The sequence below is a fragment of the Janthinobacterium sp. 67 genome, from assembly GCF_002797895.1.
GTDB lineage: Bacteria > Pseudomonadota > Gammaproteobacteria > Burkholderiales > Burkholderiaceae_D > Janthinobacterium.
Window position 1 is genome coordinate 718,048 of sequence record NZ_PGES01000001.1, and the last position, 14,263, is coordinate 732,310.

The 14,263-nt window shown below is 64.4% G+C and carries 13 protein-coding genes; 9 read left to right on the top strand and 4 right to left on the bottom strand.

What is annotated here, in order from left to right:
• The first annotated feature begins 18 nt into the window (after nucleotides 1-18).
• The 4 genes from CLU90_RS29070 (at nucleotide 19) to CLU90_RS03265 (ending at nucleotide 3,857) form a co-directional block, all read left to right on the top strand.
• The gene (locus CLU90_RS29070; protein WP_139178402.1) at nucleotides 19-276 is read left to right on the top strand and encodes a hypothetical protein; all 258 of its coding nucleotides are present in this window, start codon (nucleotides 19-21) and stop codon (nucleotides 274-276) included.
• A 73-nt stretch (nucleotides 277-349) separates the two neighbouring features.
• Entirely contained in the window at nucleotides 350-664 is a 315-nt protein-coding gene (locus tag CLU90_RS03250; protein ID WP_092716230.1) for a hypothetical protein, read from the top strand.
• 138 nt (nucleotides 665-802) lie between these two features.
• A complete protein-coding gene (locus CLU90_RS03255; protein ID WP_100427167.1) occupies nucleotides 803-2,044 on the top strand; it encodes a hypothetical protein in 1,242 nt (413 codons plus the stop codon).
• A gap of 835 nt (nucleotides 2,045-2,879) precedes the next feature.
• Nucleotides 2,880-3,857: a hypothetical protein gene (locus CLU90_RS03265; protein ID WP_232731055.1), complete on the top strand. Its 978-nt coding sequence runs from the start codon at nucleotides 2,880-2,882 to the stop codon at nucleotides 3,855-3,857.
• A gap of 235 nt (nucleotides 3,858-4,092) precedes the next feature.
• Here the strand turns inward: CLU90_RS03265 and CLU90_RS03270 are convergent, their stop codons facing one another.
• A complete protein-coding gene (locus tag CLU90_RS03270) occupies nucleotides 4,093-5,154 on the bottom strand; it encodes an NAD(P)H-dependent flavin oxidoreductase (RefSeq protein WP_100427170.1) in 1,062 nt (353 codons plus the stop codon).
• Between the two features lie 86 nt (nucleotides 5,155-5,240).
• Here CLU90_RS03270 and CLU90_RS03275 point away from each other — a divergent pair, with 86 nt between their 5' ends.
• Together CLU90_RS03275 and CLU90_RS03280 are read left to right on the top strand one after the other, a co-directional pair.
• Nucleotides 5,241-6,116 (top strand): LysR family transcriptional regulator, encoded by an 876-nt coding sequence (locus CLU90_RS03275; protein WP_100427171.1) that lies wholly within the window; start codon nucleotides 5,241-5,243, stop codon nucleotides 6,114-6,116.
• The gene (locus tag CLU90_RS03280; RefSeq protein WP_100427172.1) at nucleotides 6,113-7,255 is read left to right on the top strand and encodes a YbfB/YjiJ family MFS transporter; all 1,143 of its coding nucleotides are present in this window, start codon (nucleotides 6,113-6,115) and stop codon (nucleotides 7,253-7,255) included. Before CLU90_RS03275 ends, CLU90_RS03280 begins: the two co-directional genes overlap by 4 nt.
• Before the next feature lie 3 nt (nucleotides 7,256-7,258).
• On the opposite strand, the gene CLU90_RS03285 is transcribed toward CLU90_RS03280, so the two are convergent.
• Genes CLU90_RS03285 through CLU90_RS03295 form a run of 3 tightly spaced genes read right to left on the bottom strand, consistent with a single transcriptional unit; the run spans nucleotide 7,259 to nucleotide 10,106 of the window.
• Nucleotides 7,259-8,296, bottom strand: coding sequence for a serine hydrolase domain-containing protein (locus tag CLU90_RS03285; RefSeq protein WP_100427173.1), 1,038 nt, complete (start codon nucleotides 8,294-8,296; stop codon nucleotides 7,259-7,261).
• Entirely contained in the window at nucleotides 8,287-9,093 is an 807-nt protein-coding gene (locus tag CLU90_RS03290; RefSeq protein ID WP_100427174.1) for an alpha/beta fold hydrolase, read from the bottom strand. Before CLU90_RS03290 ends, CLU90_RS03285 begins: the two co-directional genes overlap by 10 nt.
• Nucleotides 9,090-10,106, bottom strand: a complete 1,017-nt coding sequence (locus CLU90_RS03295) for a M14 family zinc carboxypeptidase (protein WP_092716252.1) — start codon at nucleotides 10,104-10,106, stop codon at nucleotides 9,090-9,092. Before CLU90_RS03295 ends, CLU90_RS03290 begins: the two co-directional genes overlap by 4 nt.
• 267 nt (nucleotides 10,107-10,373) lie before the next feature.
• Here CLU90_RS03295 and paoA point away from each other — a divergent pair, with 267 nt between their 5' ends.
• From paoA to paoC, 3 genes are read left to right on the top strand one after another with little or no spacing between them, the layout of a single operon-like run.
• Nucleotides 10,374-11,021: an aldehyde dehydrogenase iron-sulfur subunit PaoA gene (gene paoA / locus CLU90_RS03300; protein ID WP_100427175.1), complete on the top strand. Its 648-nt coding sequence runs from the start codon at nucleotides 10,374-10,376 to the stop codon at nucleotides 11,019-11,021.
• Nucleotides 11,018-11,977 carry an FAD binding domain-containing protein gene (locus CLU90_RS03305; RefSeq protein ID WP_100427176.1) on the top strand — a complete coding sequence of 320 codons (960 nt, stop codon included), beginning with the start codon at nucleotides 11,018-11,020 and terminating at the stop codon, nucleotides 11,975-11,977. Before paoA ends, CLU90_RS03305 begins: the two co-directional genes overlap by 4 nt.
• Before the next feature lie 4 nt (nucleotides 11,978-11,981).
• On the top strand, nucleotides 11,982-14,177 hold the full coding sequence (paoC, locus tag CLU90_RS03310; RefSeq protein ID WP_100427177.1) for an aldehyde oxidoreductase molybdenum-binding subunit PaoC: 2,196 nt from the start codon (nucleotides 11,982-11,984) through the stop codon (nucleotides 14,175-14,177).
• Nucleotides 14,178-14,263 lie beyond the last annotated feature (86 nt).

A 14,263-nucleotide genomic window follows, 5' to 3' on the forward strand; every position in this document is an offset into this window, starting at 1 on the left:
ATTTCTGGAGCAACGATTGTGGACAAGATAATTGTTTTGCAAATTTTTGATAATGACGGCGTGGACTTGAATGGCGTAAAACTACGTTCAACAAGTGATGTTGCGGGAGCTCTTGACAAAATGTGTCCCGAAAAATCGGGTGTGATCGTTTCTATCGAGGCCAGCGATTCCATATATTATGAGTCTATCGGCACGGCTATTTACGGAAGTCACCTGGCTGGATTTTCAGGTGAACGATTACGCATACTGATCGAGGGCAAGCCTTTGGAAATCTGACCTCAATCGCCGTTGCACCAGTGCCTGCTGCAAGCGGCCAGAAGCGGGTGCTGCGTTAAAGCTACACCCGGCCATGATGGACTCGACAGATATGTGCAACAAGCAAGTAACGATAGATATTACCTACGCGAAGAATGCATTGTTCGTTCGTCAATCCGTTGCGGTCGCTTTTGGCGTGCCAATCGATAGGGAAATAACTTGGGTCTTCCTTCAAGATCTGCTCTGTAATTCCAGCGAGTTTGCATTAGCTGCGCGGGTGTTAGTGAGTGGCCTGCCAAGTGCCAGCGGCGCGATTGGAGATGAAGATGAGATTCGAATGCTCCGCACCTTTCTCCGCGCGCTTGCGACAACGCGAAGCATCGAAGTTCAGATTGTTTTGCACGATTAAACATGTAGCGCTCTTTCCTACTCTGGGGGCGACAGTTGCCGTACACTGTATGGCTGAGATTGGCCAGAAGCCGGCCTTCCTGGCGACAGTTTAAACTGTTGACTCATTCACTGACCTCCCTGATCGGCCCACACTACCATGTTCTTCCGTCTCGCCTTCCTTGCCGCCACCCTGACGCTCGGCTTCGCCGATACTGCCGTCGCCGATACCGCCGTCCTTGAAAAACTCACAGCCAGCCGGCTCGCTATCACCGTTGACAAAGGCACGTTATCGGGACCCGGTGCGGCACTGCTGCTGCAGGCTTCGCGCCAGGCGCAGTACGTCCTCCTCGGCGAGGATCATGGTGTCGCCGAGATCGCCCAGTTCTCATCCGCCTACTTCAATGCCTTGCCCGCTGCCGGCTTCACGACCTTGGTCACCGAAAATGGTCCAGCCGTGACGAGTGCGCTCGAAGGGATACTCAAGGGCGACGACGCGGTTGCTGCTATCGCCAGATTCGACGCCATCTACCCGGACTCCGTTGCTTTCTACACCATGCGCCAGGAAGCGGAGATGCTCGCCGGCTTTGCCCTGGCCGCAGGACCGCGCTTCCAGCACTGGGGCATCGATCAGGAATTCGTGGGTGCGGCCAAATACCTGATCACCCTGATGCTGGCCCAGCCGGTTAATCCGGCCGCCCGCGCGAAGCTGGAAGCCTTGCGTCAAATGGAAGCTGTCGCGTCTCGAAAGGCGGCAGCCACCGGCAATCCCTTAGAGTACTTTATGCTGTCGGCCTCAAGCGAGGAACTGAGCTCGTTGCGCCCGCTACTTGCCGGCCCCAAAGAGCAAACCGCGCTAGGCCTGCTCGATGCATTGCTGGCCACACGCGCCATCTATCAGAAAAGCGCCTCTCAAGTGCCCGGCGATCGCGACCTGTCCAACCGCTTACGTTTGACGCTGTTAAAGCGCACCCTGGAAACCCGACTCGGCATGCAAGAGCAAAAGCTGGTGGTCAAGGTCGGCGCAAATCACGCATACAAGGGCATTAATCCACTCAACAATCGTGACATTGGCAACTTTCTGGCTGAACGCGCCGAAGGCCAGGGCCATACCACGCTGCACCTGATCGTGATGGCGGCGAAGGGTACGCAACTGAGATTTGCGGGAGCGGGCAAGCCATATCAGCCGACGCCAATCAAACTTGACAGCTCGGCCTTCAAACTGCTGGCCAGTGCAGGCGCCACCGACGGCAGTTGGTCTCTATTTGATCTGCGGTCACTGCGGCCAGGCTCGCGCAAACTGGCGGGGGGCGACATTGAAATGTTCAACCTGATCAACGGCTACGATTTTGCCCTGATTATCCCCGAAGGCAGCGCTTCTGCGCAGCTCGTGACACCGTAGCAGGGGTGGCGGGCATTTCAATAATTGCAATTTTCAATGGTACTGATTCCCCGCTGCGAAACGGCCACGCATGCACGGAAATGCCGCCCTTTCGCTTCAGGGCGGCGCCAGCCTGGAAATCGAGGACCTAACCACAAAGAGCGCAGGCATGATTAAGTTTGAGGTTGAAAAAAAGCCCCCGATTCTGCAGCCCGGTGAAAAAAAAGATCAGAGATACGATTGCGCGCCTCCGGAGCTTCGGTCCAAGCTCATTTGCCGTATTGAGCGATGACAAAGGAAACTATGTGCAGGTCGCTGGCGGCGGAATCACGTGCATGCTGGAACGCCGAGAGGCGACCGGACGCCACTATAGAGGCTACAAGGAAAGCCCAAGCCTCAATTATCCAGATGGCACACGGCTCGCATTCGGAGCTGGTGAAGTCGTAATGCAATCAGACGAGTGGTTTCTCCAAACCGAGGTTGCAGAGGTATTTTGTGTGTTAAGTTGCACTGAAAATTGACCCACTTTCCCCACGAATTTGCAACGGAATCTGACCCACGTTAGTAGCACAATTCCACCTGTCTTATCGGCAGGAGATCGGAGTGATCAACGTGGCTCTACTCGGTATCATTCGACGCTGGCACCTTCGTGACCAGATCCCAATACCTGATGATCCGCAATAGTGGCCAGCGTCCGCATTGGGGCGGGATCGGCCCTCTGTGACAGTTCGTGAATTTTTCCGCCGAGCAACCTACTATACTGTGCCGGCCGGTCGAGTTCGGCCAATACCTGACCTTGGACCAATCGAAAAAACCGAGCATAGTCCATTTGTAGATGCAAGATGAGGAGTTTTCTGTGTTGAAACCAAATATGGTCACGCTGGCACGGTTCGGGATGGCGACCGCGTTGGCGAGTGCCGTGGCAGGAGCAACGGCCCAAAACCTCAAACGGTTCGAGTTTTCGACTAGCGACATGGCATCGGCGACGTGCGCGTTCACGTCGCCACTCCCGGCCGACTTTGCTGTTTTCGCTGCTGGCGAATACGGCGGTCGGCCTACCGATTTCCAGATCGATCAGTCCGGGCACGAAGCCACACGAATTGATGCCTTGGTCAACTCGAGCAACAAGCCCGTCATCCTGATGCTGGGGGCATACGAGCCTACCGTATGGAACATCGGGTGGACCCGCGGGACCGAAATTGTCGGCGTTCTCGTGAGCGGCTACCACCGGCAAGCGGTGGCTGGTCTGCCCAAGGACACGCCAATCATCAACAGCACCTACGACAACCGGGGTCCATGCGGTCATTTTTATATAAAAGCCGATCAATTGGACGGACTCAATCCACTGGCCCGACGCGTGTTCGGGCGGGCTGTCGACAAGGTATATTTGTCGAGAAAGGGCAAAGTCGTGATCGGCGAGCCCTTTGATCATCAAACTGCGCTCCTTACATCGGCCGATGTGACACCGGATTCGTTTCGCGATCAAAAGGCAGTTTTGGCCGGACCTGCCGGACTGGCGGATGCAGTACGCAAAAGCATCCTGCGGGTGGCGACAGCAGCCGATGTCCGTGCCTGGGACGCGGCCACCAGGAAGGCGGCGTCTGCCGACACTCCGCCAGTCGCGGGCGGAAACCCGCTCCCGACGCGCGAAATTCATAACGGTTACGTTGTGTTGAAAGGGTTTGAGCTGCCAGTCGGCTTATACGGTGCACACTCGGCGACTTTTATTGTGCCGAAGGGAGTGCCAGTTCCGGCGGGTAAACTGGGTCATTCCACGGTGCTTGACTACAATTCCATGCAGTGCACCGGCGCTCTCTGTCGTGCCGGCCGATAACTTCCGAGTTCAGCAGCGCGAATACGGTCAGTGAACCAGCATTCGGAGACCTTCACGATATTTCGGCCGTAGGCAAAGTGACGGCGGTCGACAGAATCGCCGATCACCTGATCCTCGCATGTCCGCTTCGGGGCCAAAAGCGGACACTGCATTGCGATCGCAGCGTCGAGTCAAGATCGCATGCGGCCAGGGGTTGCGTTGTCCTGGCCGCACGCATGTCAGCGGCATCCTGACATCAGCGCGCCATTTCCCTGGCCAGGGTCAACACCAGTTCCGCCGCCCCCATCTCCCGCGCCAGCGTCGCCCCCTGGCCGGCCCACTGTGCGGCAAATTCGCTGTTGCCGTGCTGGCTGGCCAGCGCGTTCAATTGTTTGGCGGCGTCGTAGGCGACCGGGTAGTCGGCTGGCGGCGGGCTGCCTGGCGCTTCGCCGTGTTCGATCAGACGGTTCACCATGCCGCGCGCCAGGCGGCCCGAGAGCACGCTGGTCAGGCGCGTGGCCGCCGCCCGTTCGCTTTTCAGGTTGGCGCGGTAGCCGGCGTTGGCCGACGATTCCGGGCACAGCAGGAACGCCGTGCCCAGCTGGGCGGCTGCGGCGCCCAGGTCCAGCGCGGCGCGGATGCCTTGTCCATCCATGATGCCGCCGGCGGCGATCAGGGGCAGGGCGGTGCGGCCCGCCAGCAGGCGCAGCAGCACGCTGGCGCTGTGGCGCTCGTCCGGCGCTTGCGGATCGAAAACCCCGCGATGGCCGCCCGCTTCCACGCCCTGCGCCACGATGGCGTCGACTCCCGCCTGTTCGATCAGCACCGCCTCGCGCAGATTCGTGGCCGTGGCCAGCGTGTAGATGCCGGCCTGGCGCAGGGCGGCAATCTGCGGTGGCGTCGGCAAGCCGAAATGGAAGCTGACGACGGCGGGACGCTGTTCCAGCAGCAGCTCGAATGCCGCCTCATTGCCGATGAACGTTTCGTAGATTTCGCCGAGCGCCGCGGGCGCGGTCGCGCCCAGCTCGGCAAACAGGGGCGCCAGGTGGGCCAGCCAGGCCGCTTCGCGCCGCGCATCCCGCACCGCCGGCGCATGGCAGAACACGTTCACATTGAAGGGACGGTCCGTCAGCGCGTACGTGTCGACGATCATCTGGCGCGCCTGCGCCACCGTGCCGGAGCCGATGGCCAGCGAACCGAGGCCGCCCGCGTTCGACACGGCGGCTGCCATGCGCGGCGTGGAGATACCGGCCATCGGCGCCTGGATGATGGGTAACTGCAAGCCGAGACGGTCGAGGAAGGGCTGGATTGAAGTCATGATGCTTCCTTCACAAGTTGAGGATATTGTGCAATGTTCGTATTTGAAGAATATAATAGCATAATCATTTTCAAATAGAGAACGCGATGGACATGGAATCCCTGACGATCTTTTGTGCCGTGGCCAGTGAACTGAGCGTCACCCAGGCCGCAGCCAGGCTGGGGCGCGCGCCGTCCAGCGTCACCACGCGCATCCAGCAGCTGGAAGCCGATATCGGCGCCGAGCTGTTCGTGCGCACGAATAAACGCATGGCGCTGACGGCGGCCGGCGAGCGCTTTCTCGAGTATGCGCAGCGTTTGCTGGCGCTGGCGGAAGAAGCGCGGCACGTCGTCACGGGCGGGCGCGAGGGTGGCACCTTGCGCGTGGGCAGCATGGAAAGCACGGCGGCCAGCCGACTGCCGGCCCTGCTGGCCGCGTATCACGCCCGCCATCCGGCGACGCGCCTGGCGCTGAGCACGGGGCCGTCGCGCCCCCTGATCGAGCAAGTGCGCACGGGCTTGCTCGACTGCGCTTTTGTCGCCTTGCCGCCAGCGTTCGGCGGCGCCGCCGCATTGGCGGAGCTGGGCCTGGCATCGACGCCCGTGTGGCGCGAGGAACTGTGCTTGCTGCTGCCAGCCAGCGAAGGGCAGGCGCGCAGCGCCATGGACGTGCGCACGCGTTCGCTGGCGGCCTTCCCGCAGGGCTGCACCTACCGCGGCATCGCCGAAGAGCTGCTGGGCGTGGCCGGCAGCACGCAGTGGCAGGTGCAGGAAATGAGTTCGTATCACACGATGATCGCCTGCGTGGCGGCCGGCGCCTGCGTGACCTTGCTGCCGGCCAGCGTGCTGGCGCTGTCGGACGCGCCGGCCACCTTGACAACCCTGCCCGCAGGGGAGATCGACACGGTGCTCGTGTGGCGCGCCGGGTTCGACGTGCCCGCCTTCCAGCATCTGCTGGCGCAGGTTGGCGAGGCGGCGCCATGAGCGCGGCGGCCAGGCTGCGCGCCGCCATCGCCGCGGCCGTCATCCTCGCCATCGGCATGGGTTTCGGCCGTTTCGCCTTTACGGCCATCTACCCGCACATGGTCGAGGAAGGCGTCTTGAGCTTGCACGACGGCAGCCTGGCGGCATCGGCCAATTACGCCGGCTATTTGCTGGGTGCCATCCTGTCCATGCGCGTGCGCGCCCACGGCGCGCACCGGCTGTGTCTGTGGTCGGTGGCCGGCACGGCGCTGTGCCTGGGCGTGCTGGCCTTGACTATGCCCGTCTGGCTCATCGTGACGGTGCGTGGCGTGGCGGGCGTCTTCAGTGCCCTGGCCATGGTGGCCGCGTCATTATGGCTGCTGGTGCAGCGCGGACATGGCCGCGGTGCGCCGCTGTTGTATGCGGGCGTGGGCGCCGGCATCGCCGTGTCGGCCGAATTGCTGGTGCTGGCCTCGCGCCTGGGCTGGCACAGCGCCGGTATGTGGCTGCTGCTGGCCGGCGTCACCGCGCTGGCGGGGCTGGCGGCCGCACCCGCCATTGCCGCCAGTGGCCAGGCAACCCTGGCCGCACCGGCGCAAGCCGCCGCATCATCGATCCTGGCGCCCGTCGCGCCGTGGCCGCTCGTGCTGATCTACGGGCTGGCGGGATTTGGTTATATCGTCACGGCCACGTACTTGCCCGTGCTGGTCGGCGCTGCCTTGCCCGGGCTGAACTCCGCCCACGTGTGGGCCGTGTTCGGCCTCGGGGCGGCGCCGTCGTGCTTCCTGTGGCACCGGCTGCACGAGCGACTTGGCACGCGCCAGGCGCTGAGGCTCAATTTGCTGCTGCAGGCGCAGGGCGTGGCCTTGCCCGTGCTGGCGCCCACGGCCGTCGGCTATCTGCTCAGCGCCATCCTCGTCGGCGGCACGTTTGTCGGCACGGTGACCATCGCCATGCCGGCCGCGCAGCGTGCCGCCGTCAAGGCAGCTAAGTTTGGCTCGAACATGATGGCCATCATGACGGTGGTGTATGGCATCGGACAGATCATCGGCCCCGTGCTGGCCGGCAGCCTGTATGCGCAGTCGCACAGCTTCAACAGCGCATTATTGGCGGCGGCTGGCGCGCTGCTGCTGGCGATGATCGTCAGCCTGCGGCTGTGAAAATCAGAGATCGAATGCGCAACGCATGAAGTCGCGGCGGATGTCGTTGATCCTGTCGAATTCGCGCGTGTAATACAGCTTGTTCGTCAGCAGCACGGCATAGCGGCCGCGCCGGGGGCTGAGCCACATGGCCGTGCCCGTGAAGCCCAGGTGGCACCAGATGTCGTCCTGCGGCCCGGTGGCCGCCGCCGGGTGCCAGAACAGGCCGCGCGAGGGCTGCAGCTCGCCCGTCTGTACCCTCAGCGATTCCCTCACCCAATCGGCATCGAACACCGCGGCATGCGGAATCAGCATCGCCCGCAGGAAACGCTGCAAGTCCGGCACATTGGAAAACAGGCCGGAAATGCCGCACACGCCGCCCAGCAGCCGGGTCGAAAAGTCATGCACCGTGCCGGCAAGGTGGGCGCCTGCCTCGTCGCAGTATTCGGTCGGCGCGACCCGCTGGCCGTGCCGTGGCGCCACCGGACCATATCCCGTGGCGGCCATGCCCAGCGGCTGCAGCACGTGCTCGGCAAGTGCCACGTCCAGCGGCATGCCCAGCAGCCGCTCGATGACCAGGCCGAGGATCAGGGCCGCGCGGTCCGTGTATTCGACGGCTCGACCTGGTATGCCTTCCAGCGGCTCGCGCAGCACGCCGTGCACGATATCGTCGTACACGTCGCCATAGCTGGCGCGCAGGCGGGCGCGCAGCGGCAAGCCGGCCGTGTGCGTGAGCAGCTGGAAAATCGTGATCGGCGCCAGCGCGTAGCCTGCCGTGCCGGGCAAGACGTCGGCCAGCCGGGTATCCAGGCCCAGGCGTTTCTGGCTTAGCAGCCTGCCGATGAGCGACCACACGCTGATGATCTTGGTCAGCGACGCGATGTCGAACAGGGTGTCGACCTGCATCGCGGCGCTGGACGGTTCGGGCGTGAGCCGCCCGGCCGCGCCCATTGCGTGGCCGTCCAGGGTGCCCACGACCCAGGCCGCGCCTGGAAAAATCTGTGCGCGGACGCCGGCTTCCACCAGCGCTGTCAGTTGCTCTGTATGGTTGCTTATCTGCATATTGATTGTGCCGTGTTTATCTTGTTATCGTCTGCCGTTGCCACGCCCAGCCACCTCGCCACCGATTGCGCCACCCATTGCCCCTCGTCGAGCGGCAGGTCGTGGCCGGCGTCGCCGTGGATCAGACAATCGGCCTGCCAGGCGCGCGCCAGGCGTTGCGAGCAGCGGTGGTCGACCAGTTGGTCTTGCGCGCCGGCCATCACCAGCACGGGCATGGCGGGGCGGCTGGCGGGCGCGCGGTAGCGGGCGGCCGACAGCAGCTGGCGCAGGGCGTTGCGGCGGCTGACCGGGTATTGCTGCTGGTAACTGAGCCAGTCGGCCAGCAGGGCGGGGTTGCCATGGGCATGCCTGCGGCTGGTCAGGCGCAGGATCAGGCTTTCCTGGCTGCGCCCGTCGCCCAGCAGCAGCTGGCGCAGCAGGGCGCCATAGTTCTGCCAGCGCAGGCGCCGGTAAAACGGATTGAACGGCCGCATGCTGGTGTTGATCAGCACGCAGCGGGCGATTTCCTGCGGGTAGCGGCTTGCCCATTCGACGGCCACCATGCCACCCAGGGACAGGGCCAGCAAGTGGTAGGGTGCGGGGATGCCCCGTGTCTGCAGCTCCTGGCGGCAGGCTTCCACCATGTCGGCCACGCGGGTGGCGCTGTCCTGCGCGTGGCGCATGCCGTTGCCGGGCAGGTCGGGCGTGACGATGCTGGCGCCGGGCAGGGCGCGCGCGAGGGTGGCGGGGAAGCTGCCCCAGTGGCGCTGTTCGCGCATCAGGCCGCGCAGCAGGACCCAGGTGGGCGATCCGCTCATGATTCATACCATTGCGCCAGGGCGCGCCGGCGCTGCGCCTTGCGCAGCAAGCCTTCCGGCATCCAGCGGCCATGACTGCTGGCGGCGCGCATGAGGAAATCGAACCACACCAGATGCCGGCGCAGCACGCGCTGCAGGCGGTGCGCGGCCGTGGGGTTGAAGAGGCTGACCCGGTTGAACAGCTGGCGCGGGTTTTTCTTGACCCAGCGCCACGAGCCCATTTCCAGGGTCAAGGGCAGGAACACACGCCCGCTGTAGCTGGTGCCGTTCAGGTAGAGATAGTCCCACAGGTCGCCATGCGTGCGGTATTGGCGGCTTTGCGGCTCGAACACATAGTTGTGGTTGGGGTAGCTCTGGCTGAACAGTTCTTCCAGCGCGCCGATCTCGGCCAGGTGGGCTATGGGCACCTTGGTATGCGCGTGGGGAAACCAGATGCGGTCGCGCAAGCCGAAACCGGAATGGCAATCGAGGGCGATGCTGAACTGGCGCGACAGCAGTTCGCGCTCGACGAGGTCGCACACGGCCTGGCTTTCCAGCTCCATCGGGGCGTCAAATGCGCCGCGGTACCAGGGCAGGCGGGCGCTGTAGCGCTGTCCGCCCAGCATGAACGGCACTTTTTCGCGCGCGCTCAAGGGCGCATTGCGCATCAGGTCCACGCCGCGCGGATTGCTGCGCGTGGCTTGCCACATGCCGCCGGGATTGACCAGCGGCATGAACACGAGGCGCATGGTTTCCAGCTGCTGGTGCAAGGTGGCATCCCAGCGCAGGCGCGCGATCAGGCTTTCCAGGAAAGACAGCAACACTTGCGTGCCGATGCGCTCCAAGCCGTGGATGCCGCCAAAGAAGCCCAGCACGGGCACGTCGGGGCTGGGATTGCCCAGCGCAATCGTGTAGACGGGAAATTCGCGCCCATCCATGGCGATGCTGCAGGGCGCGGCCACTTCCAGGTGGCTGCCGCCGTCGTCGATGAGGCGCTTGAGCATGACCAGTTCGGGCAGATTCTTTTCGATCATCAGGCATCTGAATGGGAGAGTAGCAGCCAGTGTAGCCGAAATCACAGCCGCGCCCGACGTCCCGCATGGCGAAATTTACTGATGGCAAGCATGTCACGAAGCCGTCATGTTTGCCATGTATTTTATTGCCGCCATACATCGCTGTTCGTGTCGACAGGGGGCTGAACGTTCGTTCGCGTACAGACTCTCAGGAATCCGGCTGCCAGACTGGTGCTTCGGGCCTGCATGCGCCCACCCAGCCAGTCCACAGCCAGGAGGAAGCGCGAGATGACGCAATCGAATCACATCAATGCCGGCAGGCGCGGCTTGCTGATCGCCGGCGTGCTGTCGGCCACGGCGGCGGCCGTGCCTGGCTTGCCGGGCGCGGCGCAGGCCGTCAGCACGAGCGGCCAGGCGCCACCCGTCCTGATGAAAGTCAGCCTCGACGTCAACGGCCGGCGCCACAGCCTGGAACTCGACACGCGCACCACCTTGCTCGACGCCTTGCGCGAACACCTGCAGCTGACGGGCACCAAGAAGGGCTGCGACCACGGCCAGTGCGGCGCCTGCACCGTCATGCTCGACGGCCAGCGCATCAATGCCTGCCTGACCCTGGCCGTGATGCATGACGGCGCCAGGGTCACCACCATCGAGGGCCTGGGCACGCCCGAGAAGCTGCATCCGATGCAGGCCGCCTTCATCGCGCACGACGGCTACCAGTGCGGCTACTGCACGCCGGGGCAGATATGCTCGGCCGTCGCCGCGCTGGGAGAGATACGCCAGGGCATCCCCAGCCACGTCAGCGCGGACTTGACCGCGATCCCGCAGGCGACGCCGGAAGAATTGCGCGAACGCATGAGCGGCAACATCTGCCGCTGCGGCGCCTATTCCAACATCATCGAGGCGATCACCGATGTGGCGGGGAGGCCGGCATGAAGGTATTCAGCTACCAGAAGGCCGCCTCGCCGGCCGAAGCGGCGGCGGCCGCCGTGAACACGCCGGGCGCCCGCTTCATCGCGGGCGGCACGAATCTGCTCGACCTGATGAAGCTGGAGATCGAAACGCCCGCGCACTTGATCGACGTCAATGGCCTTGCCTTGGATAAAGTGGAGGCAACAAAGGATGGCGGCTTGCGCATCGGCGCCCTCGTGCGCAACACGGCGCTGGCCGCGCATGCCACGGTGCGGCGCGACTATGGCGTGCTGTCGCGCGCCTTGCTGGCGGGCGCCTCGGCGCAATTGCGCAACAAGGCGACGACGGCCGGCAACCTGCTGCAGCGCACGCGCTGCCCTTACTTTTACGACACGAACCAGGCCTGCAACAAGCGCGTGCCGGGCAGCGGCTGCTCGGCCATAGTCGGTTTCAGCCGGCCGCTGGCCATCCTGGGCGGCAGCGATGCCTGCATCGCCACGCACCCGAGCGACATGGCCGTGGCCATGCGCGTGCTCGACGCCGCCATCGACACGGTGCGGGCCGACGGCAGCACGCGCAGCATCCCCATCGCCGACTTTTACTGCTTGCCGGGCAACACGCCGCACGTGGAAACCGTGCTGCAGCCGGGCGAACTGATCACCAGCGTCACCTTGCCCCCGCCCGCTGGCGGCACGCACGTCTACCGCAAGGTGCGCGACCGCGCCTCGTACGCGTTCGCGCTCGTATCCGTGGCGGCCATCATCTTGCCCAACGGCACGGGCAGGCTGGCCCTGGGCGGCGTCGCGCCGCAGCCTTGGCGAGTGCTTGCCGCCGAACAGGCGCTGCCCGAGGGCGCCGCCGCCGTCAGCGAACGCCTGCTGGCCGGCGCCAGGCCGACTGACGACAACGCCTTCAAGGCGACCCTGGCGCAGCGCACGATTGCCTCGGTGCTGGCGCAAGCACAAGCGAAGAAAGGCTAGGGCCATGAAATTTACGACACCGGCGACCACCAATCCCATCGACCAGCTGAAAATCGTGGGCCGGCCCACGGACCGCATCGACGGCCCCCTGAAAACCACGGGCACGGCGCCGTACGCATACGAGCGGAACAAGGCCGCGCCGCATGCGGCTTATGGCCATGTCGTCGGCGCGGCCATTGCCAAGGGGCGCATCGCCTCAATCGACACGAGCGCCGCGCGGCGCGCACCGGGTGTGCTGGCCGTCGTGACGGCGGAGTCGGCGGGGAAATTGGGCAAAGGCAAGATGAATACGGCCACCTTGCTGGGCGGGCCCGAGATCGAGCACTACCACCAGGCCATCGCCTTGGTGGTGGCGGAAACCTTCGAACAAGCCCGCTCGGCCGCGCAGCTGCTCGACGTGAAATATGTCGAGCAGCAGGGCGTGTTCGACCTGGCCAGGGCCAAGGGCGGCGCGATCAAACCGAAGGAGGGCAAGCCCGACAGCCGCGCGGGCAATTTCGCCGGCGCCTATGCCCATGCTCCCGTGCGCCTGGATGCCACCTACACGACACCTGACCAGTCGCACGCCATGATGGAGCCGCACGCCTCGATTGCCGCCTGGGAAGGCGACAAGGTGACGGTGTGGACGGCGAACCAGATGGTGGACTGGGGCCGTGGCGACCTGGCCCGCACCTTGGGAATACCGAAGGACAAGGTGCGCATCGTTTCGCCCTACATCGGCGGCGGTTTCGGCGGCAAGCTGTTCGTGCGCGCGGAAGCCTTGCTGGCGGCCCTCGGTGCGCGCGCGGCGCAGCGTCCCGTCAAGGTCGCCTTGACGCGTCCCTTGATGATCAACAACACGACGCACCGGCCCGCCACCATCCAGCGCCTGCGCATCGGCGCCACGCGCGACGGCAAGATCACGGCCATCGGCCATGAATCGTGGTCCGGCGACTTGAAAGGGGGCCAGCCGGAAACGGCCGTGATGCAGACGCGGCTGCTGTACGCGGGGGCGAACCGCATGACGGCCATGCGCCTGGCCGTGCTCGATTTGCCGGAAGGCAACGCGATGCGCGCGCCGGGCGAGGCGCCGGGGATGATGGCGCTGGAAATCGCCATGGACGAGATGGCGGAAAAACTGAAAATGGACCCCATCGTCTTTCGCATCCTGAACGACACGAAAGTGGACCCGGAAAAACCAAGCAGGCCGTTTTCCCAGCGCCGCCTGATCGATTGCCTGCGCACGGGCGCCGTGGAATTCGGCTGGAAAGAAAGGCAAAGCCAGCCCGGCATGCGGCGCGACGGCCGCTGGCTGGTGGGTATGGGCGTGGCGGCCGCCTTCCGCAACAACCTCGTCATGCGGTCCGCCGCCCGTGTGCGCCTGGACGGCAACGGCATCGTGACCGTGGAAACGGACATGACGGACATCGGCACGGGCAGCTACACCATCATCGCCCAGACGGCTGCGGAAATGCTGGGCGTGACCTTGAACAAGGTGCTCGTGCGCCTGGGCGATTCGGATTTCCCCGTCTCGGCCGGTTCGGGCGGACAGTGGGGCGGCAACAGCTCGACGGCCGGCGTGTACGCGGCCTGCGTGCGCCTGCGCCAGGCCATCGCCGGCAAGCTGGGCTTCGACGAGAAAGAGGCGCGCTTTTCCGATGGCCAGGTGAGCCAGGGCGAGCGCAGCGTGCCGCTCGCTGCCGCCGCCTACCATGGCGACGTCGTCGCGGAAGACCACATGGAATACGGCGACCTCGATAAAAAATTCCAGCAATCGACGTTCGGCGCCCATTTCGTCGAAGTGGGCGTGGACAGCGACACGGGCGAAGTGCGCGTGCGCCGCATGCTGGCCGTGTGTGCGGCCGGCCGCATCCTGAACCCGAAAGCGGCGCGCAGCCAGGTCATCGGCGCCATGACCATGGGCGTGGGCGCGGCCCTGATGGAAGAACTGGTGGTCGACCAGCGCCGCGGCTTTTTCGTCAACCACGACCTGGCCGGCTATGAAGTGCCCGTGCACGCCGACATCCCGCACCAGGAGGTCATCTTTCTCGATGAAACGGACCCCACGTCCTCGCCCATGAAAGCCAAGGGCGTGGGCGAACTGGGGATCTGCGGCGCGGCGGCCGCCGTCGCCAATGCCGTTTATAACGCGACGGGGGTGAGGGTGCGCGACTATCCGCTGACCCTGGACAAGCTGCTGCGGGGGCTGCCGCTCATGTGATGAGCTCGCACTCACGCCGCCGCGCGTGACAATGCGTGTATTTTTGGTAATTTTCAAGTGCTATGCTCGGAACGCATGTTGCGCGG

Bases quoted from the DNA above. Each gene is read 5' to 3' on its own strand.
- CLU90_RS03250 (WP_092716230.1), top strand. From the start codon at position 350: ATGATGGACTCGACAGATATGTGCAACAAGCAAGTAACGATAGATATT.
- CLU90_RS03255 (WP_100427167.1), top strand. From the start codon at position 803: ATGTTCTTCCGTCTCGCCTTCCTTGCCGCCACCCTGACGCTCGGCTTC.
- CLU90_RS03270 (WP_100427170.1), bottom strand. From the start codon at position 5,154: ATGACTTCAATCCAGCCCTTCCTCGACCGTCTCGGCTTGCAGTTACCC.
- CLU90_RS03275 (WP_100427171.1), top strand. From the start codon at position 5,241: ATGGACATGGAATCCCTGACGATCTTTTGTGCCGTGGCCAGTGAACTG.
- CLU90_RS03280 (WP_100427172.1), top strand. From the start codon at position 6,113: ATGAGCGCGGCGGCCAGGCTGCGCGCCGCCATCGCCGCGGCCGTCATC.
- CLU90_RS03285 (WP_100427173.1), bottom strand. From the start codon at position 8,296: ATGCAGATAAGCAACCATACAGAGCAACTGACAGCGCTGGTGGAAGCC.
- CLU90_RS03290 (WP_100427174.1), bottom strand. From the start codon at position 9,093: ATGAGCGGATCGCCCACCTGGGTCCTGCTGCGCGGCCTGATGCGCGAA.
- CLU90_RS03295 (WP_092716252.1), bottom strand. From the start codon at position 10,106: ATGATCGAAAAGAATCTGCCCGAACTGGTCATGCTCAAGCGCCTCATC.
- paoA (WP_100427175.1), top strand. From the start codon at position 10,374: ATGACGCAATCGAATCACATCAATGCCGGCAGGCGCGGCTTGCTGATC.
- CLU90_RS03305 (WP_100427176.1), top strand. From the start codon at position 11,018: ATGAAGGTATTCAGCTACCAGAAGGCCGCCTCGCCGGCCGAAGCGGCG.
- paoC (WP_100427177.1), top strand. From the start codon at position 11,982: ATGAAATTTACGACACCGGCGACCACCAATCCCATCGACCAGCTGAAA.